Below are 25,056 nucleotides of genomic sequence, written 5' to 3'. Positions count from 1 at the left end.
TTAATGTCTTAAATTAAAATAGATGCTTAATGAATTCGTATAAAAAAACAAATCCCCGGTTTCCCGGGGTATAATTATTTCTGTGCTGAATTTGGAGCTGCTGTATTCTGCGTAAGACTTTTCTTATCCAAATTAATTTCACTCACTACAGATTTTATAATATCGTAGATATCGCCGGAACTTAATCCTGTTTTTCGGCTTATAATCTCCGTGGCCTTGCTGTGTTTTAAGGCTCCTTCCCAATTGAATTCTTTGCCCTCCTGCTCTATGGCAAGTACAGTCCTCTTTGCAATATCAACATCTTTCTGGTATTGCGCATCTCCTATCTGTTGCTTTAATGCCTCCTGTTGCTTGTCTATTAAGCCTTGCTTAGAATCTATAAATTTCTTTCCATAATAAGTAGCTATTCCAGCTATCGTTGTAACTCCTATATAACATACATCTGTAATTATTTCCTTTGCTAAATCTATCATTTATATTACCTCCATAAATTTTAATTATTTTATTGGTATTAACTCATTTCCTTTAACTTCAAAATCTAATGTCTTGCCATCTTTCCCATAAGGATAAATATAAAATATAGCTTTCCTGTCTTTTACATTTGCTCTAATAGCATAATCAATTGTCCCTTCACTAAAGTTTTCTTTTAAATAAGTTTCAAAATCCATTTTATATTACCTCCATAAATTTTTATCTAAAATAATATTTTAGAACCGCCTTGGCCTTTGTTATTATTCCACGCAACTACCGGAGAGCCACCTTTTCTAATAGTAAGGTAATTCCCCCTATCCAGGTGTATTCCCATATCTCCATCAGCTCTTTTCTCGATATAGAACGTGGTATTTGGTATCTGAAATATATTAGGTCCTGTTGGAATAGATTCATCATATTTTAGTATCTCTACAGGTTTAGGTGCTGGTGCTGTAATGGCTTGACCGGTTATTCCTGCAACTATAGCATTGGCCATGGATTCTGGATTCCAGTTATTCATATCATCTTGAGAATCTACAAAGCACTGTTCTACTAGAATTGCTTTCATATTTGTGTATCTTAATACGTACAAGTGGCTTCCATCTACACCCTGAACCTTAACGCCTCTATTTGTAAATCCTAATGCCGTAATTTGATTTACTATTTTGGTTGCTACATCTCTTCCACTTTCTGAACCGATCCACACTTCGGTGCCATACCCACCACCAGCATTTGCATGGATGGAAACATATAAATCAGCTCCCCAGCTATTAGCTGCGTTAACTCTATCTGCCAGAGAAGTTGACACACTTACACCCTGTGGAACTTTGTCTATAACCCTGAGTATCTCATGTCCTAAAGCCTGTAATTTTGTAATAACTTTCTCACCTGTTTGAATGTTCATTGTGTTTTCATTGCCGATTGCTACAGCCCCTATATCCTGCCCTCTATTGTGTCCTTCATCTACTGCAATTTTCATAAAAATCATTCCTCCTTATCTTTTTAATAAAACTCCCATAACAAAAATAGAGACCGTGACAAATATGCCAAGCCCCCATTTTATAGTAGATATTAAATTATCTATCTTACTAAATAAAGTTTTAATGTCAGATCTAAAATTTGAATTTTCTTGCTTTATAAGACTTATATCATCACCATGCTGCTTTAATAATTCCTCATGTTCATCTAGTGTCTTATCAATATTTCTGTGTTTTTCCTCACACAGCTTTGCATCATAACATTCACTCATATCTAGCCTCCTGTCTTTAAATATAAAAAAGAGTCCTGGATTTCTCCAAAACTCTTTATACTTGTAATTGTTTATTCTGAATGTTCTTCTTTACTAGCAATTCTACAAAGAATAAATATTACTACATAAATAAATATTATAGGTACAAGGATTATAGTCAAAATTATTAACATTTTGGTTCACCTCGATTTTACACCTAAATTATTATTTATTAGAATAATAATCATTATATATAATATTTGTTACACTTTTATATTGTATTTTTCCATTTCAGGCAAAAATAAAAAAGCTATCTCTAGCTCCTATTTTGTCTTGTATTTTATTATGCTGGTGTATTTAAAGCTGTTTGCACTGCTGTCTTATAGTCTATATTTATAATATCATCTACAGTTATAATATTTTGTTTTATAAGACTTATCAGCCTGTTTAACAAATCCTGATTTACCATTATATAATTCCCTCCTGTTTAAGCAAAATCATATTTGCTGTATTATTAAGATCATTTAACTGATTTTCTAGTGGCTTGACATCAGAAAAAATCAGGAAATTCCCCTCTGTTATATTCTGTTCTTCAATTAAGATTTTATCTTTGTTGTTGTTTAAAATAGTCGTTCTATCCGTATCATTTTGATATTGAAATTTATAATTCATATCTATTCACTCCTTATATTTATGATATACTTATCATTCCAGTATCTTTCAATATACTAACTTTAAATAAGTTTGAATAAGCATGCCATCCTGCGGCAGTACAATATAAATATAATTGGAAAATATCGCCTTTATTACAGCTAAAATCTTGAGTATAGGTTAGGAGATTGGCTGAGTTTTTAAGCGTACCAATGGGGCTACCATTTTTGTATATTTGTCCATATCCTGACGCTACTGATTGTTCAGAAAATATTGTAAAAGTTATTCTTACTGTGCCAGTTATATTAGTTGTAATTTTTGCTCCGACTGCTTGTGGTATGGATGATATTGATGATACTTGATTAGCATTTTGATATAAAATAATATCATCACCGGCTAATAATATAGCTGGTATTAATATTCCTATAATACCTGCATAAGTTATCCCTTCCTTTATATTTTCTGCTTTTAAATCCATAGTCCCGACAATATCCCCGAAATCTGTGCTGCACTTTTTACCTGCTAAGACATCTGCAGCAGTGGCATCACCTGATGCCTTAGCTATTAAGAAAAAACAATTATTCGTAGTATCATAATAAAAATCATAAACCTTCCCAGTTTTAATGGCTCCAGCTGGTAATTGGCTGCTATCATATTTCAGCACCGGCACTGCGCCCTGGTTGTCTACGTTTATAGTTACATTTCCTGTATTATCTGCGGCGGCCTTTATAGATAGCCTTTTAAATTGGGTATATGTGTAATCACCGTTTGGAGTAGTCACAGTTATTGCGTTTGCTGATCCTCCTGCAACATAAATACTGTTTTCAGTGTTCACAGCAACTATCCCATCTTCTATATGGTTCATGTTTACAGCATTTACAGGAGTTCCCGTTTCGGTTATGGCACCCTCTTGAGGTGTTGTAGTTACCGTTCCATCTGCATTTTGTTGAAATTGATAAGTTCTTGGCCTTTCAACTATTCTATTTTTCCATATGGTCTTAACATAAGCCATTAAATCACATCCTCTCCACAATTAAGGTTTCCACAATAAGGGACATTATCAACATTTTTTATAAGCAGGGCATATATTATGGAAGTGTTTGTTTCAAGCCTTATGGCATCCTTAAAGCTAAACGCATCTCCTACATTCCAAGTAGTTTTTGATGCTACAAGTCCATTTAAGTTTAATACAGATACCTTCTGTATATTTCTTTCAATCCTGTTAAGGCTGTCAGCAAATTCTATAGCACTATAATCCCTATTTGTTACAATAGATTCAAGGCCTACATCATTATCAAGAATTTGTTTTATTAGGTCTGCGACTTCCAATGTATTATTTTCAACCCTATTTAGGTCTTCCGGATTATAAAAATCATCTTCTGTCCAATTTAGTTTTGGTGTTTGCCAAGCCACTATATCTCCCCCTTTGCCTCTGTCTTACCGCCTAGATATCCCTGATAGTCATATTCCTGTTTGGTTATTACAGCCATATGGTCATTCCCAAAACTATTTTCAATGGCTACTTTATCTGCCAGATTTAATCTTGGATTTTGCCTCCAGTCTATAGTAAAAGTAGCTGATTGATTGCTCTCCCTTAATATCCACTGTGCCACATTTTTAGCATCTTCCTCAGTATTTATAAGGCTGTTTTCTATTACCAGGGTATCACCATCTTTTATATTATTATCTGTCTCAATATAGGTTACTTTCGTGTCCAAAGTATCCGGATAGTAATCAACTTCAACAGATTTAATACTTGCCTTTATGGCTATTTGGGGCTCACTGTATGTGTTATAAAGGGTTATATTATCCACTGGAGCATCAAAACTTATTTCAGATACCTTGGCTCTGCTGTAAGGCTTGCACCAGGATTTAATTATAATCTCAATTTTTCTGCTACTAGCGATTAAGTTATTTTGGTATAAATAGTCACTCTGATTATTACCACTTATAGATTCATCAACTATCAGATTATTATCTATATCATAAGCTTTTATTTCAAATTCTGGAGAATATTCATCATTCAAGGTATCAAATAGTATTTCAATACTGGTACTGGAATGCTCTTTTGATATGTTAAGTGTTATGGCCTGCTGATTCTGAAATATACCTTCACTGTCACTTAGTCCCTCACTTAGCCACCCAACTTGATATTGCGACATATCGGATATTGGAATACCAAAACTTCCATCAAGCTTAAGCCTGTTTTTCTCAAGAGTCTCAACTTTAAAAGACGGCTCCAAGACGTTATCTATAATCTGATCCTTATTACTTATAGCCGCCTCACTTGTAACATCCACAGAATCAATTACATTTACGGCACTTATGAGCTGCTTTAAATGCAAAGTACCTTTTGGATCTGTATAAACCACACACATTCCGGCTATGGCAATGAGCTGCAACTTATTTCTATAACTCATTTTAGAATGAAGCCCTTTCGTATGAATAAGCTTCAAATTATCACTTAAAACGTAGTCAGTTATCCCACTGGCTGTAAGAACTTCAATGGCCAGGTCATAAAGTGTTATATCCCCTGCAATGGAGTTTTCAATTTCAACACTTGAAAGTGAATCTATTAAATCCCTTGCGGTAAATGTAGCAGACATAGAACCTTCGTCACTCTGCCACTCTTTTAGGTAATGTTTCCCCACCTGGATAAATTCAATGTTACCATTTAAAAGTTCAACACCTATCTCAGTAAATACTTCCTGACCCTGATGTAGAAATTGGTAAAAGCCTTGAGGATTCAAGACATTGAATTCTTTACTTGTATTGTCCACGGTAAACTTCAATTCATCTGCGGGTAATGTACTGCTGGTAGTATCAAGCTCCTGTAACAGACTCATACTTATAAGCTGCTTATCTTCGTATTCTTTTACTATTCCAAAGTCCACCTCTACTATTTTTGCTCTCCTATAGGGTTTACACCATTTTTTAACAGTTATGACTATTTTCTTATAGCTAGATAATTGGCTCATACAAATATATCTTGAATCAGCATTACCTGTTATGGAAGCATGACTTAATACATTTCCAGAACTGTCAAATACATCAATATCAAAATCGCTGGCGCACTCATTATTCAGCATATCAAAATATATAGTTATACCCATGTTGGAATGTTCCTGATTAAAATCAAATTCCAACACCTGGTATGGATTAAATACACCTTCACTATCACATAAGGCCTCACTCCACCAGCCAAGCTCTGAATCCGGCATTTCAGCAGGAACCGGAGGCAAAATAAAAGAACCGTCCAATTTAAGATAGTCCTTTTCAAGTATGGCATATTTATTATCCATAGACCGTATTTTATTTGTCACTTGGTCCAACCTGCTTATTATCGCCTGGCTTGTTGCTGTTTTGGTATTATCATTAAATGCTGTAAGATCCAATATCTCAAAACGTATTTTAACGCTTGTGTACCTGGAATGCGCATAAACCGCTTTCTTAAAATCTTTGCTTACTTCTATCAATTTATGCACCTACCTTTCAATGATATCGAATTTAACATCCTTGTAATACATAATCCCATCTTTATACATTATACCTGTCATAGTCCTATCACCTGAGTAAAACGTTCCACTTTTTAATCCTCCATCCTGGGGGTCTATATACTCTACGCTAAAAAATGTACTTGAAACTAAACTTAAAAGTTGTAAGGTATCTGTTCCAGAAAGAAAAGCCCATGAAAGGCTTAATTTCCTTTTGGTTGCTATTCTCTCAAGTATCATTTCACCCCGGGCATTTCGCTGGGCATTTGAAATATCTTGTATTGAAGGATTATAGGTAGAAGGGTCAGGAAGTTCTACACCATTAATTTTTAACATTCTTCCATCACCTCTCTAAGTTGTTCTTATAATTAATTTATTGCCTACTCTCTGGTTTTCTTTATCTAAATATGGCTTTAAAATTCTCGCAAACGGCGCTCCATCTATTTGGATTACTAAATCCCTAGTATTATTAGTATTTGAATTATTACTATTTAATTTTAAAGCTGTAAGTATTGCATTTACTATGGCTGTTGTAAGATTATCAGTAAATTCATTATTTGAAGTAGACTGATTATTATTTGTTTCTCTCCCTTGCATCATAGTAAGCTCTGGTTGCTTTAGAGTAGCAATATTAGTTTTGAAAGATGAAACGGCACTTTTTATTCTGCCTATTGCATTTACAGCACGATCCATAAGTTTAATACTTTCCATAGCAGTAAGGACAGCTTCACCGCCACTAAAATCTATCATTTCAGGTCCTAATTCTCCTGTCCACCCTAAACCTTTCTTTGCACTGTTTGTACCAGTAGCATATCCCACATATCCACCGCCATTCATCTGTGAACGGATACCTGGAACATTTTCTATACTTCCATACTGGCTTATCATATAACGAATAGCAGATACAGCATTGTCTATAGGATTGTATATATCATCCATTCCAGGAAGAGCATGTGCACTAAATGTACTATCAATCATCTGCATAAGCCCTTTACTTGGGTGCCCTGCCTTTGCATTGCTATCCCATAAATTTATTGCCAGAGGATTTCCTGTGGATTCATTCATGGCAATATTTTCAAGGAAAGGCAAGTATCCCATAGGTGTTCCTGTTATCATCATTGCTGCTGTCAACCAGTTTGATACATTTCCACTTGCAGCACCGCCAGCTGATGAAGTTATATCTCCAATCCATTTAGTTATAAAGTCAGAGACATTTTGAGAGGACATACCATTTATAAGTCCCTGCATTAAGTAGTTACCTATAGCATACATAACACGTGAAGGTGAATGTATCCCAAAACCTTCTTTAAATTGAGTTACAACCTTATCTGTAAGATCTTTTACTATACTGTCCAGGTTATCTTCACTGGCTTGAATTCCACTTCCAAGTTCATCAACTATAGAAGTTCCATAATTAACACAACTTTCAGTGAATGTCTTTAGAGTACTTCCAATTTTACTTGTAAGATTATTTACAGCTGAAAGTATAGTATCTGCATTTCCGGATATGCCCTTTGACATGGATATGTCCATATTCTGTCCATATTTTATAGAATCCGTAGCAAAGGAAGTTAAATCTTTATCCATTATAATAATTACAAAAGTGTTAAGCGTATTTATAACAGTATCTTTGTTATTTGCTATTCCGTTGGCAAGGTTAGTGTCTATGTCCTCTCCATAACCGATACACGAATGAATCAAGTTTCTTATATTAACTGTTATAGAATTTATCAAGTTATTCAACGGCGTAAGCACTGAACTAGAATTTTGTGTTACTCCACCTCCAATGCTAGTGTCGATATTCTGCCCAAGCCCTATACAAGATTGTATAAAGGCTTGAATACTTGATGTTATTTTATTTATAAGATTAGTCAATGGATTCATTATTGAATCCATATTATTGGTTATGCCTACTCCTAAATTAACATCAATATTTTGCCCATATTGAATACACGACTTAACCAGATTATTTATGGCAGTGGTTATGCCAGTTACGATAGTACTTACTGCGCTTGTTACTACATTTGAACTGTCTGTTATTCCTTTAGCAAAATTAGTATTTAAGTTCTTTCCATACTCAGTACCTTCTTCGCTGTTTACAGAAATACCACCTGATACCGTAGGTGTAGTATTGTTTGCGTTGATAGAGGGTTTTATTTCCTGTGACAGCATTTGAGCCATCATTTTCAGCCCACCTGTATTATTTTCAAGTGGTACCACAGCTTCCTTTCCGGCGTCACCAACCATACTGAGCGTCGGCTTATCGATAATACCACCTTGAGCCAGATATGGTATTGTAGGAATATCAACACCGAAACTTTTACCTCCAATGTCGGGTATCCAGTCAGGAATATCCACATGAATCTTATTAATAGCTTTAATAGCGGCATCAATGAGAGCAATAACTCCATTTATAGGTTTTTTCGCTATGTCTACAATTCCACCAAAGATGCTCCCAAATATCTCAGTTATGCCTTTCCAAGCACGAGACCAGTTACCGGTAAATACGCCAGCTACAAAATCAATGATTCCGCCAAATACTCCCTTGATTGTGTTCCATACAATTTTTATGGTATCCAAAAAATCATTTAGTACCTTTCCGAAAGCCCCGAATCTTGTTGACCAATCCGTGGCAAATACATTTCCCAAATAATCCTTAAATTCATTAAATTTATCTTTCGCAGCATCCCATATTTCAGCGATTTTCTGCCCTATGGCGTTCATAGCCCATTCAACAGTTTGCTTAACCACATCCCATATTTCAGCTGCTTTAGCCTTTATAGTATCCCAGTTTTGATATAATAAAACTCCTATTGCTATGGCTGCAGTTATTGCAAGAACAACTAATCCAATAGGCCCTGTTAAAAAGTCCATTGCTACACTTAATGCTTTTGTTGTAGCAGTAGCTATTGCACATACAACATTCCATGCGCCAACAGCTGCATTGTGAGCAAGTTGAGCAACAGTCCCTGCTGCATTTGCAACAGTATGTGCTATTGTAGCCGCAGTTGAACCAGCTTTTACGATAGCATCTTTGATGTATAAAGCGATTAACTGAATGTTTGCGCCTATCTCCTTTGCTTTTGATACTAATCCTGCCTGATTTGCAGTATTATTAGTCGAAGTCGCCAATGTATTTGCTATCTTAGCAGTCGTATTTGCAATAATAGAAAGTGTGGAATTTGCAATACCTATAATAAATTTTGTTGCTTCAAATCCTGAAAATAATATTAAAAATGCACGTGTATAATTTGCGCCGTCACCTTTTAAATAATCTATAAATGTACTTAACTTATCAGCCAGTTTTCCAACCCAGTCAAGTACAACTGCAATGGCCGGGCTAATCATATTTACAAACCAGTTTACAAATGGCATAACAAAATTATTAAGTATAAATAGTGCTAATTCCCCCACTTTAAGTCCTAATTTTAATAATCCTTCAAAGGCATGTTGACCACCATGGTCCCAAATCCATCCCATCTTCTCAGTTATGTTTTCTATTGATGCACTCATGAGATTAAGGGACTGCATGAACATATTAGCAAAAGTTGGTCCTTCCTCTGCCCATACAAACCGCACCGACTGTAACATCTGGTCAAGAAGGTAAAGTACATTATTTAGAGCATTAGCAAGATGTTGTACAACCTGTGTTCCAATGTTCCCGCTGTTCCAAGCAGAAGCAAAAGTGATACTTATATCACCTATAATCCTTAAAATATCTTGTAATATTCTAAGAAGGTTAACAAGTATCTTCTCTCCTGTTCCATTAGTCCATACTGTATAAAAGCTTTTTCCTATAGCTTCTATTAAGGCCCCTAAACCATTAAGAGCATACTTAGCAGCGTTAATTGTATTTTCTCCCTCTGCTGACCATGCTTGTTTAAACGGTGCCCATAATCCAGCAAGTATACTTTTAAATTTCTCTGCCCATGCTGCTGTAGCGGTTTCAATTGGTGTCATATTTGGCATTGGTATTATAGGGGTTACAACTCCATCACCCGCGGGTTTACCAGGCTTAGGAGTTTTTTCTGTAGGATCTTTCATTAATTGTAATTGGTTTACTTCATCGAAAGCTGCCACACTGCCTTTTGCTTCCTTAGCAGCTTTTTTTATCTTGTCGCTTGAATTTGCTGCTGAACTTCCTACAGTTCCAAGGCTTGTGGCTGCTTGTTTTGCAGCTTTCTGTGTTTGGTCATAGGCACCAATTTGATTCTGCATAGCCTGTGCAGCTCCAAAACTAGCATTATAAGTTGTTCCAAATAATTGACTTACAAAAGACGCAATATAAGCTGTTGCAGTAGCTAAAGCACTCATTAAGCTATTCAATGCCGGCAGAACAGCATTGTAAATTGGCATAAAAGCAGTATAGAGATTACTCTTAATTAAATTTAAGCTATTGGCAAATTGAGCATTTACAATTAAGCTTTTACCGAGAAATGTTCCAACAGTAGTTATACCACCAGCAACCATAGGAAATATTATTCCCCACTGGAACATTGAACTCATGAAGCCACCCATGCCACTGTAGGAATTACGGAAACTATCCCCCGTGCTTCTAGCTGAACTACTTAAATTTTTCATGCTGCTACTAGCTTTTGTAGATTCACTAGCAACTTTATTTATGCCATCACTTGCAGTATTAATTCCTTCCGTAGCGCCCTTAGCTATACTACTAAGTCTAGCAAATTGTGTATCTAAATCAGCAAGTTTAAATCCAACTTTATCTGATTGTGATGCAAATTTATTAAGCTCTGTTTGAGCTTTGTCGAGTTCAATCTGTAAATCTTTTATTGTATTTGGGTTAATAAAATTATCCAATATTTCATTGCCAGTAGGTTTACTTAATTCCGCTATTTGCGCTTCTAACTCTTTAACCTTGGCTCTTGCTTGATCCGCTTTTCCACTAAACAGATCAAGCTGTGCTGCCCAATTTTCAATTTGCGATTTTATGAACTCTATTTGAGTACTATTATCCATTTTAGGCATTGGCGGTGCTCTGGGTTGAGCTGTAGAAACTGTAAAACTCTGTTTTGGCATACTGAAACTTTTAGGGGAATCAAACTCAACAGGTATTTTTATACCTTTGATGCCTGAAAAGGCTGCTGAAACAGCTTTATTTATAGAGGCTTCAACAGTTTTCTGAACATTTCTCATACTACTTTCAACGGATTTTTCTATGCTTTTCCCTATATTGTTTGCTATGCCACCAAAATCAAGGTTGCCGATATTACTAAGAGAAGCTTTAATTTGCTCTCCTATTTTACCAGCTGCCTGTTCTATTTGTTTTCCCAGGTCACTTGTAAGCTCTAAATCTAAACTTATTTTACCTACTGAATCATTACCTACCATAATCTCACCTCCTGTATTTTTTAAAGGTATTGTATTATTTTTATAGAATTATCATCTATAAGGAGATGATAAAATATGAATAAAGATTTTAATGATTTTTTGAAAACAATAACCCCTAATGTTCTTAATGAAATAGCTCAATCCGTTAATGATTGCAATATTAAAATTAACTTTCCACCAGACAACAGTAGTACATCTAATTTTTCAAATAGTATTGCGGGTATAAATTCTATTATTACTTTAGAACTTCTCCACCATTACCATGACTGGCTAAATAGTTAGTTAATACATTAGCTATTTTGTTGCCATCTAATAGTATACTTATTTCTTTAGACCGCTCCTGAACTGATACTTCCGGAGCAGCTTCTTTTTTACTCATTCTTTTCCCTCCCATTTTTTAATAAAATAAAAACACCTAGTATAAACTAAGTGCTTAATGAATTAATTTATTCAATTTATAATTTCCATTCATGCCCACAGTTAAGGCATTTAACCTTGCCTTTTTTCATCTTATCTGAACTTAATCCTCCCATAGCTGCTCCTGTAGCTGTTCCAAGAGGTCCAGCTAAAGAACCTACAGCACCACCAACAATAGTTCTACCTAAGCTCAACCTTTTTCTTTTGGCAACATAGGTTAAGTTCGTACTGTGGCACTTTGGGCAATATGGAACATGGTCCTTCTTAAGTTGCTGTAATCTTTCTTTTTGATATTGCTTTTCCTTCTGCCTATTGCTTAATGTAACAACTCCAGCATTAGGAGCTTTTTCTTTCAATTCATTCACTTTATTATTCAAATCTAACTGGGTTTGCTTTCTTTTAGCTTGTTTTTGCTCAAATTTAGCGTTTCTTTCTTCTTTTTTTTGAGCGCATTTTTCATTATAGATTCTCATTTTTTCCCTATTTTTTTCTATTCTTTCTTGCTTTTCTGCTTCATATTTAGCATTATTTTCAGCTATTTTTCTATTTGACTCTTCTTGTTTTTCAGCCATTTTCTTCATAAAATCCTTAAGGCCCATATAAATAACCTCCCATAGCATATATTACCATTACTTTTAGTATATACTATCCGAAAGCTTTTGCAAATATATTCTCCAATTCTTTTACTTGCATTTCTTTTTCATCATCTGTCATGCCCTCAAACTGTTTTTCAAACATTTTATTTCTCCACTCATTTCTTATTCTGTGTTGGTCCGGAGTGAAGTTTTTAAGAATATCCTTGTTTTCTTCACTGCGGATACTAATCACCTGTCCAAGTGGAGTTTTGGGCATTATCCCAGCTAAAAGAGTACAGAATTCAGCCCAGGACATATCAGGTTCATTCCTGAGCCTGATACCATATTGGGCTGTAAAGGATGCTTCAATAAGTCCCCAGTCGTCAATTAAATCAAACCAACTATCTTTTCCGAAACTCCTTTTTTCTCTTTTCAGCCTCTTTTTCTATAGTTTCCAAATCTTCCTCAGATATTCCGGCCATGATAGTATTGACTATAGTTGCCGTGGATTTAACAGAAAAATCCAAGCTGTTTATATAGTCAAGTGCATCTTTCCCAAGAGCAGCCTCTATAACTTTATCCATTCTTTCAATTTCACCTAATTTAGTATCTTTGGAAAGCTCTGATATAAGTATAGCTTTGTTCTTGCTGTTATTAATTACAAATTCATGCTCTGGATCAATCTTTACAGTAGGCTTTTCATTTGTAAGCCTGTTCATTATATCATATACTTTTGCCATTTATATTATCTCCTCTCTATTCTATGCAACTGTAACCGTACAAGTTGCTGTCTTATTTCCATCTTCTGTAGTAACTGTAATGGTAGCTGTTCCTGCAGCAACACCTGTAACTTTTCCTGTACTATCTACTGTAGCAGTAGCAGAATCAGACGAGCTCCACGTTACGTTTTTATTTGTAGCGTTAGAAGGTGCAACTGTGGCAACCAACGTATCATTTGCGCCAACTGCGATAGAATCGGTAGTTTTATCCAACATAACCCCAGTAACAGGAATGTTACTTGCCGGTGTATATGTTGGTTTCCCGTCACTCTTTAAATCAAATTCTAAAGGTGCAGTTTTTGTACTCGCATCTCCACCCGCATTTTGCACATCTATAACGCAATTAAAATTTAACTTACTATCATCCGGAAAATCAATTTCAGCTCTAGTAGAACAGCTAAGACCATCCATCCATGCTACATTATTTACATAGTCATTTCCTGGATCTCCTACATTCCTTTTTCCTTTCAGTGTTATTGTAAAACTCTTCTCTGTCATGAGTGACCTGCCCCAGCCATTAGTGGTCATAGGAACCCAATCATCCGTTTTCCCTGCAATTTTCATAGTGAATGATTCCATATCAGCTATAGGAACCATGTCGGTATCTGTACTTGCTAATCCCTTAGTACCAATCTTAAATATAATATTGTATACTGGGAATACTCCTGTAAATGCCATATTTCATTACCTACCTTTCATAAAAAATAAAGCTTAAATAAAAGCCTTTTTTAGTACTTCTTACGCTTCCTGTATTTTTGCTTGTTTTTCTGCATCCGACAAAGAATCGCAGCCTATAACCTCAACATCTGCATTCATACTAATAGTTACGTGGAATCATAAACTTGTTGCTGATTTCTCTATTTTATAACCAGTAACACCACTAATATATTTGCCATCAATAAATAACTCATCATGAAATCCTGCACTACCTAATTGTTTATTTTCTGATTTGCCTTTCTTAACAGTCATTTTCACTTTATCATCACCTTTCATAAATTATATTTACTTCTACTACAAATTCATAAATGTTATTTTCATCTGTTCCTACACCAACGGGTTCAGTGGTTCTCATGTCAAATTCAATGACCTTTTTACCACCTATAACCGCATTTTGACCGAAGATTGCATTATAAATCTCCTGTGCTTTCTGCTCTGCTGGAGTAGTTGATTTGCCCCAATGTACTAGGATTGATATTGATTTAACGGTATAGCTTGTATTTTCAAGTCCACCTATTGCAATATTGGGCTTTCCCCCTGCTATAGAATAGATTCCAATGCACTGCTCTACGCTTCCATCAATCTTACCTACATACCAATTAGGGCAATCTATTTTAGTCTTAAGCCAGTCTTTTATTTCACTTAACAGCATTATTTAACCAGCCCCTTACTCAACTGTTTAAAGAATTTCATGTAAGTATCTCTTATAAAATCCTTCTTGTCACCATCAATATAAGCCTGCATCCATTTGCCTTGGGCATTTACATTTTTATCATGCCTGAAATTATATTCAGGATGCCAGTAAAGCCTACGTGCATACGGAGTATCAAAAACTATGGATACAATAAATTTTTCAAGTTGAGATGTATCTACAAAACCACTTCTTTCAAGTTCTCCAGTTTGTTTAGGAGTTACAGCACTTGTTTTTATATCACTTAATACTGCCCCCATAGTCATTTCAATAGCTTGTTTTTGTGCTCTCTCAAGGGTACTTATAGTAGAATTATTAAGCTTAATTGTTACTTTAGCTTTCATCACGCCAGATCCAATTCAGTAGAAAAGACTGTGCCATCAGGATTAGGAATTCTTGAAGATTTAAATATATCCCTCTTAACCTCTCCTACCTGGACACAGCCCTCTATTATTTTACCTGGGTTGAGGTCGCCTGGAACTATTACCTTACCCGAAAGCGTTACAAGTTTTCTCTCTTTATCAAGTACCTGTCTTGTTTTTTCTTCGTAAAATGCCTTACCCTGAAAAAGAATAGTTTCTTCTGGTCCACCATCTTCGCCAAGCGTTGTCTGGTATATTTTCAAGTCAGTATTTAATATCCACTCTGGAAACGGTAATTTACCCCTCATGTAATCACCTCACAATATTCTACAAGTCAATCCTGTTTGTTTTAAATAATGTATAACTGTATTAGGAGTTTTTATTCCATTACCGCTATTACCTAAATTCAAGCTTATGCTTCCAGCGCTATAGTTATTTACTGGCAAGTTAATAAAATCTCCATACTGGTATAAGAATTCAGCTTGTAGGCATACGGCTTTCTGAACTTTATCCTGCTGGAATGACGTAAGGCTGTCAAATCCTGCGGCAATTATAGAGTTATAAGTTAAAGAATCTATATTGTCACTGGCAAGCCCCAGTTGAGTATCTAGCTCACTATCTGGAACAATGGTACCTTTGAACGTATTTTTATAATAATTACTATCTACATAACCCATAGTTATTTAGCTGCCTTTTTAAGAGTTGTAACTTGTTTTTCAAGGTCTGCTATTTGGCTTAAAGCCTCTTCATATTTGGCATAAGTTACCGTTTTACCTGGCGCATTTTCTAAGATTTTTAAGTTGCCTTTTTCATCAACATCTGCTATATCATATCCCAGTGTTAAATAATAGGCTTTGTCTTTTTCGTCGATCTTAAGTTGTTTATTTTCTTTTATTGCTAACATTTATATCCGCCTCCTATGCTGCTGCATTAATTTGAATACCAGGAACTTTATTCTGAATTAAAAATAAATCTGTATAGGATCTGTTTTGATATAACCAGCCATCACCCTCAGTGTGTGTCCCTGGAGCCCATAAGTATATCGCGCTACGTTTAATCGGCGCTATTATTGCAGATGGATGTACAAGTATCATGTTTATCTGTTTAGCTCCAACTCCTGGGACTGCTCCATCTGTAAAATCATAAATTGTTTTCATCCTATCACTAGGTACGATTATAATTTCAACATCATCAAGAGAATGTACCGATCTGTTAATTACTCCAGAGCTGCTTCCATCCACATTTATAAATCTTTGCATTTGATTAGCTTGTTTTAATAATGTATTAACAGCCGGAGTTACATATATTTTTCTACCACTAAGAGGAACGTTAGCCTCATCCATGTTCTGCATAAGCTGATCAAATGTGGTGAGAATATTGGCAAGCGAAAGTACTGTAGTGTCTGCAACCCCACCAAAAGCAATAAAATCGGCATATAGTTTACTATACCTGTACTTGTCTAATTCAGGTATTGCCTGTTCAGTTAAGAATACATTAGTGATGTTTGCAACTGTAAGTATCTGATTAGTTTCGTCAACATCCTCAGCGTCAACATAGAAAGATACATCTCTATCATGGGCAAGAACCTTTATTTCAAAGTCGTTTCCATAAGTCCCTGAGTTCCATCCTGCCGCTCTGTTATGATCCTTATACCCACTAAGTGTTAATCTAGGTATTTTTACATTCTTAGCACCTATAAATCTTACCTGGTCACTTGTTAAGGCACTAGAAGTAAGTTCTCTGGTATATTTCTGCTGCAATTGTGTTAAAAAAGCATCTACATAATTAATTGTCATTTATACATCTCTCCTTTTTAGTTAGTTGTGTTTCCAAAGATAGCATCTAATTGAGTATTTATATTTGCTGCACCACCATTGCCGCTACCATCTGCTCCAAGTTTGAAACCTGGTGTATTCTGCTGCTGTGTAGTATCTTCTGCCTTGAATAAAAAAGCCTTTGATTCTTTCAATCCCTTAAGTTGTTCATCAAGACCAGTAACTTTCCCATCATCACCAAGTATTAATTTGGTCTTATCTATAAGCCCTGAAACTATATCTTCATCCTGAACCTTACCTGCTACAGATAACTTAATGGCATTACTTAACTGTAGGTCCTTAAGTTGTGTTTGATATTCCTGTTCTTTAGTTGCATTATCAGCCTGTAAGGTTGCTATTTGAGTTTTAAGCTCTTCATTATCTCCTGCGGACTTTTTCAGATTCTCAAGTTGAGTGGCATTTTCTTTTACGGTGGTCTTGAGGTTCTTATTCTCCTCAGATACAGTATCAAACTTCTGTTTCTCAACATAGCCTTTCAATTCCTCTGTAGAGGCATCTGCCGCCTTTTTAGCCTGTTCCTCTGTAAGTCCAAGTGCAATAAATTGTTCCTTATTCATTATTCAACTACCTCCCAATCCTCTGCCATTAAGTCACTTATAGATGGCACCCAAGTATTGAATGAATTTTTAACATTCTTTATTAATAAAAATGGTTCAATGATTGAAAAACTATGGTCTTTACCTTTACAATATTCAATCCACATACCTTTACCATTCCAACCTTTACGTGCAACTTTTTTGTTACTCTTTAAATTCCTTAAAGCTTCACCAAAATCCATACTCATCAACCCTTTCATATAAATTAAACAGTTTATCGTCTTATTCAGGACAAAATAAAAAAGCCTTATTATTAAGACTTATCTTCCCCACATGTCCCTATATTCAATTGTTTCAATTTATTTAATCTGTTCTCTCCAGTTATCCCTTCTAAGCTGTGGATTATCCTTCAAGTGCTGCCTTAGCCTAGCCTGCCATTCACTAACCTTACCACTGGCCTTTTGCACATTACTTTTATCCAATTCTCCAGCTTCAATCCTTTTGTATTTTCTTATTTGCCTTTCCATGTATCTTTGTTTCTGCTCTGATTCATAATTCTTATTTATAGTATCTTCCTCAGGTACCTTTGGAAGCTGAGTTATGCCCGGAAAATATGTTATAAGAGTATGACGGCAGTTAGGATGTAATAGTCCTGCTTTCATAGCTTCACTAAGTAATGGATAATCACCATCAGCTTTACTTCCACTACTGAATACATCATCAATAAGTATGTTGCCCTGCCAAGGTAAGCATAGCTTACAGGTATTTGCATGAGCTGACACAACAACTAAATGCAATCCCCATTCATCACGCTTCTTACCCTCACCAAGGAACGTTGCTCTTTGGCTTGCTGTTCTAAGAGCCATTTCAGCGTATGCGGCAATATTTACCCTCTTACCATCTTTATATACTATTGAGTTAATACCTGCGTCTAAGAAGTCCTTAGTAGCCATATCAATAGCCTGGTTTAAACTAGTAGCACCACTCTGCATATATACTTGTGTCTTAAATATTGTCTGCCTATATACATCATCCATTTTTCTTAAAACAGAATGTTGGCCAACATTAATATCATGCTGCACTGAATCTGTAAGGGCCTTAAGCTTTTTATCATTCATACCAAAGAAATTATTTTCCTGTGGAAGTGAATTGTTCTTAGGCTTATTTATTACCCTTGATATAATATCTTTTAATTTTTCCATTCCTGGTATTTCTGATTTATTACTTGAAATATTTGTAGGAAATTCAATGACTGCTTCTTTCCTTTTATACTTACCTAACCATGACTTTATTTGATTTATAAGCTTAGTTACTCTATTTTCTCCAGCCTTAAAGCTTTCATTGAGTACATTATCTATAGTTTTCTGTATAGGATCGCTGTACTTGCCTACAATCTTTTCATTCTGCTTACGATACTTCTCAATATTCCTAAGTTTAGATAACTGCCACTGTTCCCACTGAAAACCTTCTTTTAATTCCTCATTCTTATGCCTATAAAAGTTTCTTTTCAGTGAAGCAATAAGATCCAGTTCCATTTGCTGAAATATTTCTCTTAAGTTGTAGCTATCATTGTTTCCACTCATGATTATTCACCCTTAGGTGGAACTATATCACCAGGTGGAGGATCACTGCCATTTACTGCAGGTGGGTCTACGGTTGTTAATCCCTGTTCTTCTTTCAGCCTTGCAACTTCCTCAGCTTTTTGCTCTTCTGTCCAAGTATCACCATATAGTTGCTCAACGCATTGCTCAACACTCATTATGCCATTGAGCTTTGCTTTGCCTATTGTATCAGCCCTATTTTCAAAGTCAGGTGCCGCATACTCGCCAAAATCTAAAGTTGTATCTAGGTCACCACCTATGGCCATACTTCTCATAACATTGTAAGCCCTTATTGATGTATTAATTACCAGTGGAATAACCTCAGATAAAACTTCAACTAATTTACTTCTAGTATAAAGAGTTGTCTTTTCTTTCTCTCTTTGTGCAACTTGATTATCCCTCTTTTTAAGATCCATGCCTAATGTACTCGGAGATATTATCCCTTGTAGGCACACATCTACCGCAGACGCATAACTCTCAACAAATGCAGCATAATTAATTGTTGGCTGCAACATGGTTGTAGTCCCTGGTTTATCCTCACTGAAAGTTGCATTTAACTGAATAAATTGATTATCAAATGGATTAGGCTGCATTATCTTTCCGTTGTTAGGATCTTTAGGTAATAAATCTTCAGGAATATACTTTTGAACTCTTCCTGCTCTTATGGCATCAATCCATTGGCTTATTATTTCATCCAATGCGTCAAATGCATCCGTTTTATTATCGAATATGCTTTTACCCCTGTTATCCCATTTAGGAGAATCATAGAACTTAATAGGTACAGCCATCATAAAGCTTTTGTCGAATGTTGCATCTTGCATACCTGCTAGTTCTGGCACCATAATTAAAGGTACTTCTTTACCTCTTTCATCTAGTAGTTGATTCTTTATATAACCATATCCAAAAGTTTCTACAAGTCTATAATTTCTATCATTAACGGTATAATCAGTATAAAATATAACTTCTTGTATTCTGCCACGTTTTACAGTGTAATCTACTTTCTCACCGCTATAGAATTCTAGTATGGGATACTTCGTAAGGTCGGTGTCTATTGTAATTTTAAAAGCGCCATCACCAGCCACAAGAGTATCTATTATTGTATTTTTAATAAGCTTATCAAATTTATTATCCTCCGAAATCTCTTGCCAAATAGTGTCTTGTGCTTCATCATTAACCTCTATAGTGTTTATGCCACTTATAACTATGTCTGCCAAGGCTTCTACGATTATAGAAGGCATACCACTATGCATTTTTCTTATGTTTAACTTTGCACTAGGTACAGCGGCCCAAAACCTAGACCTACTTACTAAGTCAATTACTGTATTCTTAAAGAACTGATCTAATTCACTAGGTTCACCTCTATACCAAATTCTATTTCTTAATACAGTGGCTTCAAAACTTAAAGGTTCCTGTATAGTAATTGGTGACGCTGGTGCAGGCATTACATTTAACATTTTCATTATCATATTCTTAAACCACCCCATCCTTAACCTCCTAACATAATCATTGTTTCTGCTACTCCTGTAGTTGCATCAGGTGCGTCATCATGTTTGTTATCTCCTTCTCTTTGGTAAGTTGTCATAGCTTTATAATAATCAGGCCACTTATCTCTCCAATTTATAGGAAAATAAATATGTTCCATTATCCATGTGCTATGTGAAAGTATTCTTGCATTTTTATTCTTTGATTGATGAAACCATTTAATAATAGTCCTGAAATTCTTAAGTTCTTGTTTAATTATCTTTTCTACAGCTCTAGCAAATCCACTACCACCGTTATTACCTTCTACCCTACTTCTGTTTACTTTATGTTTTGTGAAAGCTTCTGCAACTGCTTTTTCAGTAACAGCCATAGGATTCTTAGTGTATATAACATCAAGTATATAGGCTTCATGGTTATATACACCCCATATAATATTACATAGATAGTCAGCTCCTTCATCTGCTGTATCTGTATAACTTAATATTTCAGTAAATAAAGGCTCTCCATGTTCATTCTTAGGTATTTCAGTGTAGGTCTTAAAGATTTCATACAATTTACCTTTTAAATCAATAGGTATCTGCTGATAGTTAGCGCTAGCAATATCCTCACCCATAGCTCTTATTTTTGACTTATAACTTCTAAGTGATAGTATTTCATTACATAGCATAGTTCCATCATCTTGAAGGGCTTTCATGCTTATATGCTTTATCTTCTTACCTTCTTCAATGAAGTGTTCTAATGCTCTTCCTGCTAAATCTCCAGTGGCCCATCTAGTCATAATGATTATTATCTTGCCGCCTTCTTCAAGTCTTGAAAGCATAGTATTTGTAAACCAATCCCAGTGCTTTTCTAAAGTATTCTCATTGTTGGCTTCTTCTGCATTTTTAATTAAGTCATCTATCATCATAAGTGAACAACCAAACCCTGTTGCAGTACCTGTAGGTGAAGTAGCTAAGTAATTATTGTATCCTCCATCTAAAGACCAAAGGTTCATAGCTCCATCACCTTTTTTAATACTTACATCTGGAAATATATCTGAATATACTATTCTGCTCTTATCTGCCTTTTCCTCAGATATACCATTTCTAACAGCCTTTGAGAATGATGTTGATAATGTTTCATTGTATGATCCTGTCATTACTTTTTCATCCTGGTTCTTTCCAAATACCCACTCAACAAATAAAGAAGCTGTTCTTGACTTACCATGTCTAGGTGGAAGGTTCAATACAAGTACTTCATCATCAGATTTATAGAAGTTTTGAAAGTCATTGCATAAATCTACAAGATATTTTCTATCCTTTTTATAAAAGTTAGGAGCCATTAAATGGCAAAAAGAAAAGAACTCACGTCTTGCAAGTTCTATCTTAGCGCCTAACACTATTTGTTTTTTATCCATCTTTATCATCAAGAGCAGCTAACTTCTTAAGTTCCTCTGTAGTTAGGTCCTTATATGGATTATTTACTGCGACATTGCCACTGTGTTCAACCTTATCAACTGGTTTTAGACCTGTCCTATCAAGAATATCTTTAGCAGCATAAAACCGGACTATTTCACTTCTGGCTTTCAATAACTTTTTCATGGTTCTTGCAGCGTCCTTGGAGGTATAATCAACGCTCTCTTTTACATGTTTGTCGTATTCAACTTTAAATTCTTCATTCTGTTTCCACTTACATATAGTCTGTTCTGATACTTTAATTTCTTCTGAAATTTGTTTCTGGTTGAATTCACTTTCAACCATTAGTTTTATGCACTTTAGCTGCTTCTTTGATAGCATGATTATACCTCCCATCTATTAAACTAAATTAAAATTTTAAAAAGACACCCAGCATACGTCGGGTGTCTTATACAAGATATAGTAATTATTATATTTACGGTTTCTCGCATTGACAGCCCCATTTAACCCTGGAGCTACAGGCTTTATTTACCCCGCCAGCATTGTTAAGATGCTTGGCGGGTTCTATTATAAAGAGGGTATTGTTATGTCTTATTAATTATTTCCTATGATGTTATAATAACACATAACATATTATATTGAATTAAGTTAGACATTATAAAAAACTTATATTTTTATAATAAAAATCATAGGTATTAATTTATTAATCACCTTGCTTTTAAATTGCATACAATACGTATCATTAATATTTAATCTTATTGCTACTTCTTTAAAATGAAGTTTATCAAAGTATCTAAGTTCAATCAATTTCCTTTCATTTTCAGATAGTGCATCAAGTGCATTGTCTATTTTATCAATCAATCTTTTTTTACCATCTCTCATATTTTGTAAATAGCTTATTTGTTTTTCTTTAGATATTATTTCATTTTCTACACTAGAGTTAAATTTATTTGTAGGTGCTGCCTTTTCTTCATATGTTATAGATCCACATCCTGTATATTCCTGTTGTAAATCTTCCATATCTAAATCTATATTTTTAATTTCTGCTTTAATATTTTTGTAATTATATAAGATACCTTCTAATTTTCTATAATTATCACGCAATTAATTCATCTCCTTTTTGTGCCAGATGGATGCCAGATGAATTTGACTATCTGGCATAGTATTTTAGGCATTGATATTACTAACTTTACAGGCATTAAAATGTCCTTATTTTTTGTGCCAGATATATAATAATTTCTTTATTATATATAATAATTTTTATTTTATTTTTTCTTATATATAAAAGAATATAAAATCATCTGGCTATCTGGCACAACAATCGCTGTATCTATTGATATTACTGTGCTGAAAGCTATGCCAGATAGTACAATTTTATCTGGTTTTTACTGGCATCTACTGGCATATTTTACGAAGTTTAACCTAAAATAAGTAAATATTGTATTGAAATGGGCTAAAATTTATAGTTTTAACTCAAATTTGTAAAAATAACTATAGCCATTGATATCACTTGTCTAATAATAGTTTTTGCAATTTTAATTACTTAATCCTTCACATTTAAAGAAATACCATGTTAACTGTTGATATTACTTGGAAACGCTAATTTTGTTTGAAAATTCTAATTCCTTTAACTCTGCTCTTAGTATTAAAACCATGTTTACATATTTCTTTACTGAATTGAATATTACTAAGAGGTTTATAGCCATTTTCTATGCACCAGGTTGAATATTTTAAATGAATATCTTTAGTAGGCTCATTTGCTATATCATCAATCCCAACATCATCTATAAATGCTAACACAGGATTATTTATAGCTTCATACTCTTCAAGTGCTGCCTGTACACATTCAACCTCTGTAAATTCATTATTATAAATAATTCTTTGGAGTCCATCCAATGCTAATTTAAGTAAATACTCCATAGCTTCATTAGTAAGTAACTTATCTTTTATAAATGGATCATAATCAGGATCATGTTTACTGAATGTTGCATTAAAAGGTATTAATAATAAGCGTCTTTTTAATCCATTGCTTTTATCATTAATACGTGGAATTTCATTTGCACTAAATATCAATTTGCTATAATTTTCAAAATCAAAAGGATCCCTGCCTTTTCTTTCAACATTAATGGTTTCTCCAGTCACTAATTTCTTAAAAGTAGCGTTATCATCAATATATTTATTACTTATATCATCACCGATGTTTGCAAGCTTACCCTCTAACTGAGCAGGCTTAAATCTTTGACTTAATTCTTCTAGCCCTAAAGATGAGTAATTCTCTTTTCCCAAAAAATATTTAATCATATCTAAAAATGTTGATTTTCCATTCTTACCTTCTCCGGTTAAAATAATGCATTTACCCAACTCATTACGCCTAAATAAGCAATATCCAATACATTCCTCTAATAAGGCTCGTAGCTCCTTATCATTACAGCTTATCTTATTTAAGACACTATCGACTGATTTATTATAAGCATTAGGATTATAACTCCAGGATATTTTATTTTTTATAATGAATGTTGAATTTAAATCTTCTAATTTTTTACTTTCTAAATTATAAATTCCATTTTCAACTAAAATATATTTGGGATTGGACATTTTGGTTTCCTGACATAATAAGTCCAAATATCTTAACACCTCGGTTCTAATTGCATTAGTAGAGTTTTTAATATACTTGAGCATTACTTTTTCAATTTGTTTCGTATCACTTGTATAAACATTATCCTTTAAAACATGCAGCATATCGTTTATTTTTATAATTTTTTCATTATTTTTCAAATATGTTGCCAACTCTTCATATTGGAGCTTTCCCTTTTTATAAAAACTCTGTTTTAAAAAAGCTTCATCTCTAAGTATTGTTTCAATTTCTCGTTCTGGTAATGGTTCTTGAAGAATATATTTATTTATAATTTTTACTGTTTCCCTTATTTCCTCTTTTTCAAAACCACTGGATTGTAGAGTTAAAATATAATTAAATAATGTCTGGTTGCGGCCATCCCCTTCTTTCATATCTGTAAAATCAATTACTTTTTTAGTAAGAGGAAATAACCATCTCGGTAATTCTTCAAATTCATCATATTTTCGTTGAAACTTACGTCTTTTCTTTTTTAATTTAAGAGGTATTACAGCATTTTGAATTCCTAATCCAACATCAATTTTTATTCCGAGTGGTGTATAATAGCCTTGTTTTCTACGATCTATACCGGGATTAATAAAATAAAAATGCTTGCCTCTATCAGTTTTTAATACATTACACTGTATATCTAAATCTTTTATTATTTTTAATAATATTTCAGATTCTTCTTCACTATCTACATCAATTTGAATTAAATTATCTGCTAATACACCACCATAACTGTCTAACTTCTCTACTTCATCTAAATTATAAAATTTTGTTCGGTTTTTATATTCCTCTTGAGGTACTTTACCATCTTTACCACCTGTAGGTATATATCCTTTAAACAAGTTATCTCACCA

General features: G+C 34.3%; 31 protein-coding genes. All 31 read right to left on the bottom strand.

All coding sequences use genetic code 11. The features are described 5' to 3' along the window. Window positions 1–74: 74 nt before the first annotated feature. Complete coding sequence (locus tag AB8U03_RS13680) at window positions 75–473, bottom strand: hypothetical protein (protein WP_369705113.1); 399 nt, start codon at window positions 471–473, stop codon at window positions 75–77. 24 nt (window positions 474–497) lie between these two features. Further along, window positions 498–668 carry a hypothetical protein gene (locus tag AB8U03_RS13675; protein ID WP_369705112.1) on the bottom strand — a complete coding sequence of 57 codons (171 nt, stop codon included), beginning with the start codon at window positions 666–668 and terminating at the stop codon, window positions 498–500. Window positions 669–694: 26 nt separating this feature from the next. After that, window positions 695–1,450, bottom strand: a complete 756-nt coding sequence (locus AB8U03_RS13670) for an N-acetylmuramoyl-L-alanine amidase (protein ID WP_369705111.1) — start codon at window positions 1,448–1,450, stop codon at window positions 695–697. A gap of 15 nt (window positions 1,451–1,465) precedes the next feature. Continuing rightward, window positions 1,466–1,720: a hemolysin XhlA family protein gene (locus tag AB8U03_RS13665; protein WP_369705110.1), complete on the bottom strand. Its 255-nt coding sequence runs from the start codon at window positions 1,718–1,720 to the stop codon at window positions 1,466–1,468. A gap of 322 nt (window positions 1,721–2,042) precedes the next feature. Next, complete coding sequence (locus AB8U03_RS13660) at window positions 2,043–2,168, bottom strand: hypothetical protein (RefSeq protein WP_369705109.1); 126 nt, start codon at window positions 2,166–2,168, stop codon at window positions 2,043–2,045. Next, on the bottom strand, window positions 2,168–2,371 hold the full coding sequence (locus AB8U03_RS13655) for a hypothetical protein (RefSeq protein ID WP_369705108.1): 204 nt from the start codon (window positions 2,369–2,371) through the stop codon (window positions 2,168–2,170). The genes AB8U03_RS13660 and AB8U03_RS13655 overlap by 1 nt, the downstream gene beginning before the upstream one ends. 19 nt (window positions 2,372–2,390) lie before the next feature. Then, window positions 2,391–3,362, bottom strand: a complete 972-nt coding sequence (locus AB8U03_RS13650; protein WP_369705107.1) for a hypothetical protein — start codon at window positions 3,360–3,362, stop codon at window positions 2,391–2,393. Further along, complete coding sequence (locus AB8U03_RS13645) at window positions 3,362–3,763, bottom strand: hypothetical protein (RefSeq protein ID WP_369705106.1); 402 nt, start codon at window positions 3,761–3,763, stop codon at window positions 3,362–3,364. Before AB8U03_RS13645 ends, AB8U03_RS13650 begins: the two co-directional genes overlap by 1 nt. Continuing rightward, window positions 3,763–5,826, bottom strand: coding sequence for a hypothetical protein (locus tag AB8U03_RS13640; RefSeq protein ID WP_369705105.1), 2,064 nt, complete (start codon window positions 5,824–5,826; stop codon window positions 3,763–3,765). Before AB8U03_RS13640 ends, AB8U03_RS13645 begins: the two co-directional genes overlap by 1 nt. Before the next feature lie 9 nt (window positions 5,827–5,835). Continuing rightward, window positions 5,836–6,180, bottom strand: coding sequence for a DUF6711 family protein (locus tag AB8U03_RS13635; RefSeq protein ID WP_369705104.1), 345 nt, complete (start codon window positions 6,178–6,180; stop codon window positions 5,836–5,838). Between the two features lie 15 nt (window positions 6,181–6,195). After that, complete coding sequence (locus AB8U03_RS13630) at window positions 6,196–11,193, bottom strand: transglycosylase SLT domain-containing protein (RefSeq protein ID WP_369705103.1); 4,998 nt, start codon at window positions 11,191–11,193, stop codon at window positions 6,196–6,198. A 235-nt stretch (window positions 11,194–11,428) separates the two neighbouring features. Further along, on the bottom strand, window positions 11,429–11,572 hold the full coding sequence (locus AB8U03_RS13625; protein WP_369705102.1) for a hypothetical protein: 144 nt from the start codon (window positions 11,570–11,572) through the stop codon (window positions 11,429–11,431). A gap of 76 nt (window positions 11,573–11,648) precedes the next feature. Further along, entirely contained in the window at window positions 11,649–12,209 is a 561-nt protein-coding gene (locus tag AB8U03_RS13620) for a hypothetical protein (protein WP_369705101.1), read from the bottom strand. A gap of 46 nt (window positions 12,210–12,255) precedes the next feature. Beyond that, window positions 12,256–12,555 carry a Gp15 family bacteriophage protein gene (locus AB8U03_RS13615; protein WP_369705116.1) on the bottom strand — a complete coding sequence of 100 codons (300 nt, stop codon included), beginning with the start codon at window positions 12,553–12,555 and terminating at the stop codon, window positions 12,256–12,258. Window positions 12,556–12,586: 31 nt separating this feature from the next. After that, window positions 12,587–12,925, bottom strand: coding sequence for a hypothetical protein (locus tag AB8U03_RS13610; protein WP_369705100.1), 339 nt, complete (start codon window positions 12,923–12,925; stop codon window positions 12,587–12,589). A gap of 21 nt (window positions 12,926–12,946) precedes the next feature. Beyond that, a complete protein-coding gene (locus tag AB8U03_RS13605; RefSeq protein WP_369705099.1) occupies window positions 12,947–13,642 on the bottom strand; it encodes a phage tail tube protein in 696 nt (231 codons plus the stop codon). A 156-nt stretch (window positions 13,643–13,798) separates the two neighbouring features. Next, entirely contained in the window at window positions 13,799–13,957 is a 159-nt protein-coding gene (locus AB8U03_RS13600) for a hypothetical protein (RefSeq protein WP_369705098.1), read from the bottom strand. Then, the gene (locus tag AB8U03_RS13595) at window positions 13,947–14,333 is read right to left on the bottom strand and encodes a minor capsid protein (protein ID WP_369705097.1); all 387 of its coding nucleotides are present in this window, start codon (window positions 14,331–14,333) and stop codon (window positions 13,947–13,949) included. Before AB8U03_RS13595 ends, AB8U03_RS13600 begins: the two co-directional genes overlap by 11 nt. Next, window positions 14,333–14,716 carry a hypothetical protein gene (locus AB8U03_RS13590; RefSeq protein WP_369705096.1) on the bottom strand — a complete coding sequence of 128 codons (384 nt, stop codon included), beginning with the start codon at window positions 14,714–14,716 and terminating at the stop codon, window positions 14,333–14,335. The genes AB8U03_RS13595 and AB8U03_RS13590 overlap by 1 nt, the downstream gene beginning before the upstream one ends. Beyond that, on the bottom strand, window positions 14,716–15,042 hold the full coding sequence (locus AB8U03_RS13585) for a hypothetical protein (RefSeq protein WP_369705095.1): 327 nt from the start codon (window positions 15,040–15,042) through the stop codon (window positions 14,716–14,718). The genes AB8U03_RS13590 and AB8U03_RS13585 overlap by 1 nt, the downstream gene beginning before the upstream one ends. Before the next feature lie 9 nt (window positions 15,043–15,051). Then, a complete protein-coding gene (locus tag AB8U03_RS13580; protein ID WP_369705094.1) occupies window positions 15,052–15,411 on the bottom strand; it encodes a head-tail connector protein in 360 nt (119 codons plus the stop codon). A 2-nt stretch (window positions 15,412–15,413) separates the two neighbouring features. Further along, complete coding sequence (locus AB8U03_RS13575; RefSeq protein WP_369705093.1) at window positions 15,414–15,638, bottom strand: hypothetical protein; 225 nt, start codon at window positions 15,636–15,638, stop codon at window positions 15,414–15,416. 13 nt (window positions 15,639–15,651) lie between these two features. Then, a complete protein-coding gene (locus AB8U03_RS13570) occupies window positions 15,652–16,530 on the bottom strand; it encodes a capsid protein (protein ID WP_369705092.1) in 879 nt (292 codons plus the stop codon). Between the two features lie 17 nt (window positions 16,531–16,547). After that, complete coding sequence (locus tag AB8U03_RS13565; protein ID WP_369705091.1) at window positions 16,548–17,126, bottom strand: phage scaffolding protein; 579 nt, start codon at window positions 17,124–17,126, stop codon at window positions 16,548–16,550. Continuing rightward, complete coding sequence (locus tag AB8U03_RS13560) at window positions 17,126–17,347, bottom strand: DUF2829 domain-containing protein (RefSeq protein ID WP_369705090.1); 222 nt, start codon at window positions 17,345–17,347, stop codon at window positions 17,126–17,128. The genes AB8U03_RS13565 and AB8U03_RS13560 overlap by 1 nt, the downstream gene beginning before the upstream one ends. Before the next feature lie 117 nt (window positions 17,348–17,464). Next, on the bottom strand, window positions 17,465–18,688 hold the full coding sequence (locus AB8U03_RS13555) for a phage minor capsid protein (protein WP_369705089.1): 1,224 nt from the start codon (window positions 18,686–18,688) through the stop codon (window positions 17,465–17,467). 2 nt (window positions 18,689–18,690) lie between these two features. Continuing rightward, on the bottom strand, window positions 18,691–20,190 hold the full coding sequence (locus tag AB8U03_RS13550; protein ID WP_369705088.1) for a capsid protein: 1,500 nt from the start codon (window positions 20,188–20,190) through the stop codon (window positions 18,691–18,693). A gap of 2 nt (window positions 20,191–20,192) precedes the next feature. Next, window positions 20,193–21,584 carry a phage terminase large subunit gene (gene terL, locus AB8U03_RS13545; RefSeq protein WP_369705087.1) on the bottom strand — a complete coding sequence of 464 codons (1,392 nt, stop codon included), beginning with the start codon at window positions 21,582–21,584 and terminating at the stop codon, window positions 20,193–20,195. Then, the gene (locus AB8U03_RS13540; RefSeq protein WP_369705086.1) at window positions 21,577–21,963 is read right to left on the bottom strand and encodes a phBC6A51 family helix-turn-helix protein; all 387 of its coding nucleotides are present in this window, start codon (window positions 21,961–21,963) and stop codon (window positions 21,577–21,579) included. The genes terL and AB8U03_RS13540 overlap by 8 nt, the downstream gene beginning before the upstream one ends. 285 nt (window positions 21,964–22,248) lie before the next feature. Then, window positions 22,249–22,686 (bottom strand): sigma factor-like helix-turn-helix DNA-binding protein, encoded by a 438-nt coding sequence (locus tag AB8U03_RS13535; RefSeq protein ID WP_369705085.1) that lies wholly within the window; start codon window positions 22,684–22,686, stop codon window positions 22,249–22,251. Between the two features lie 495 nt (window positions 22,687–23,181). Continuing rightward, complete coding sequence (locus tag AB8U03_RS13530) at window positions 23,182–25,044, bottom strand: phage/plasmid primase, P4 family (protein WP_369705084.1); 1,863 nt, start codon at window positions 25,042–25,044, stop codon at window positions 23,182–23,184. Window positions 25,045–25,056 lie beyond the last annotated feature (12 nt).

The sequence above is a fragment of the Clostridium moutaii genome, from assembly GCF_041205085.1.
Classification (GTDB): domain Bacteria; phylum Bacillota; class Clostridia; order Clostridiales; family Clostridiaceae; genus Clostridium_B; species Clostridium_B moutaii.
The sequence above is the reverse complement of the archived record's forward strand: the minus strand, read 5'-3'. Positions and strand labels throughout refer to the sequence as shown.

What these genes read in the sequence shown, in the direction of transcription:
- AB8U03_RS13680 (WP_369705113.1), bottom strand. Translation starts at nt 473, where the DNA reads ATGATAGATTTAGCAAAGGAAATAATTACAGATGTATGTTATATAGGA.
- AB8U03_RS13675 (WP_369705112.1), bottom strand. Translation starts at nt 668, where the DNA reads ATGGATTTTGAAACTTATTTAAAAGAAAACTTTAGTGAAGGGACAATT.
- AB8U03_RS13670 (WP_369705111.1), bottom strand. Translation starts at nt 1,450, where the DNA reads ATGAAAATTGCAGTAGATGAAGGACACAATAGAGGGCAGGATATAGGG.
- AB8U03_RS13665 (WP_369705110.1), bottom strand. Translation starts at nt 1,720, where the DNA reads ATGAGTGAATGTTATGATGCAAAGCTGTGTGAGGAAAAACACAGAAAT.
- AB8U03_RS13660 (WP_369705109.1), bottom strand. Translation starts at nt 2,168, where the DNA reads ATGGTAAATCAGGATTTGTTAAACAGGCTGATAAGTCTTATAAAACAA.
- AB8U03_RS13655 (WP_369705108.1), bottom strand. Translation starts at nt 2,371, where the DNA reads ATGAATTATAAATTTCAATATCAAAATGATACGGATAGAACGACTATT.
- AB8U03_RS13650 (WP_369705107.1), bottom strand. Translation starts at nt 3,362, where the DNA reads ATGGCTTATGTTAAGACCATATGGAAAAATAGAATAGTTGAAAGGCCA.
- AB8U03_RS13635 (WP_369705104.1), bottom strand. Translation starts at nt 6,180, where the DNA reads ATGTTAAAAATTAATGGTGTAGAACTTCCTGACCCTTCTACCTATAAT.
- AB8U03_RS13630 (WP_369705103.1), bottom strand. Translation starts at nt 11,193, where the DNA reads ATGGTAGGTAATGATTCAGTAGGTAAAATAAGTTTAGATTTAGAGCTT.
- AB8U03_RS13625 (WP_369705102.1), bottom strand. Translation starts at nt 11,572, where the DNA reads ATGAGTAAAAAAGAAGCTGCTCCGGAAGTATCAGTTCAGGAGCGGTCT.
- AB8U03_RS13620 (WP_369705101.1), bottom strand. Translation starts at nt 12,209, where the DNA reads ATGGGCCTTAAGGATTTTATGAAGAAAATGGCTGAAAAACAAGAAGAG.
- AB8U03_RS13610 (WP_369705100.1), bottom strand. Translation starts at nt 12,925, where the DNA reads ATGGCAAAAGTATATGATATAATGAACAGGCTTACAAATGAAAAGCCT.
- AB8U03_RS13605 (WP_369705099.1), bottom strand. Translation starts at nt 13,642, where the DNA reads ATGGCATTTACAGGAGTATTCCCAGTATACAATATTATATTTAAGATT.
- AB8U03_RS13600 (WP_369705098.1), bottom strand. Translation starts at nt 13,957, where the DNA reads ATGAAAGGTGATGATAAAGTGAAAATGACTGTTAAGAAAGGCAAATCA.
- AB8U03_RS13595 (WP_369705097.1), bottom strand. Translation starts at nt 14,333, where the DNA reads ATGCTGTTAAGTGAAATAAAAGACTGGCTTAAGACTAAAATAGATTGC.
- AB8U03_RS13590 (WP_369705096.1), bottom strand. Translation starts at nt 14,716, where the DNA reads ATGAAAGCTAAAGTAACAATTAAGCTTAATAATTCTACTATAAGTACC.
- AB8U03_RS13585 (WP_369705095.1), bottom strand. Translation starts at nt 15,042, where the DNA reads ATGAGGGGTAAATTACCGTTTCCAGAGTGGATATTAAATACTGACTTG.
- AB8U03_RS13580 (WP_369705094.1), bottom strand. Translation starts at nt 15,411, where the DNA reads ATGGGTTATGTAGATAGTAATTATTATAAAAATACGTTCAAAGGTACC.
- AB8U03_RS13575 (WP_369705093.1), bottom strand. Translation starts at nt 15,638, where the DNA reads ATGTTAGCAATAAAAGAAAATAAACAACTTAAGATCGACGAAAAAGAC.
- AB8U03_RS13570 (WP_369705092.1), bottom strand. Translation starts at nt 16,530, where the DNA reads ATGACAATTAATTATGTAGATGCTTTTTTAACACAATTGCAGCAGAAA.
- AB8U03_RS13565 (WP_369705091.1), bottom strand. Translation starts at nt 17,126, where the DNA reads ATGAATAAGGAACAATTTATTGCACTTGGACTTACAGAGGAACAGGCT.
- AB8U03_RS13560 (WP_369705090.1), bottom strand. Translation starts at nt 17,347, where the DNA reads ATGGATTTTGGTGAAGCTTTAAGGAATTTAAAGAGTAACAAAAAAGTT.
- AB8U03_RS13555 (WP_369705089.1), bottom strand. Translation starts at nt 18,688, where the DNA reads ATGAGTGGAAACAATGATAGCTACAACTTAAGAGAAATATTTCAGCAA.
- AB8U03_RS13550 (WP_369705088.1), bottom strand. Translation starts at nt 20,190, where the DNA reads ATGGGGTGGTTTAAGAATATGATAATGAAAATGTTAAATGTAATGCCT.
- terL (WP_369705087.1), bottom strand. Translation starts at nt 21,584, where the DNA reads ATGGATAAAAAACAAATAGTGTTAGGCGCTAAGATAGAACTTGCAAGA.
- AB8U03_RS13540 (WP_369705086.1), bottom strand. Translation starts at nt 21,963, where the DNA reads ATGCTATCAAAGAAGCAGCTAAAGTGCATAAAACTAATGGTTGAAAGT.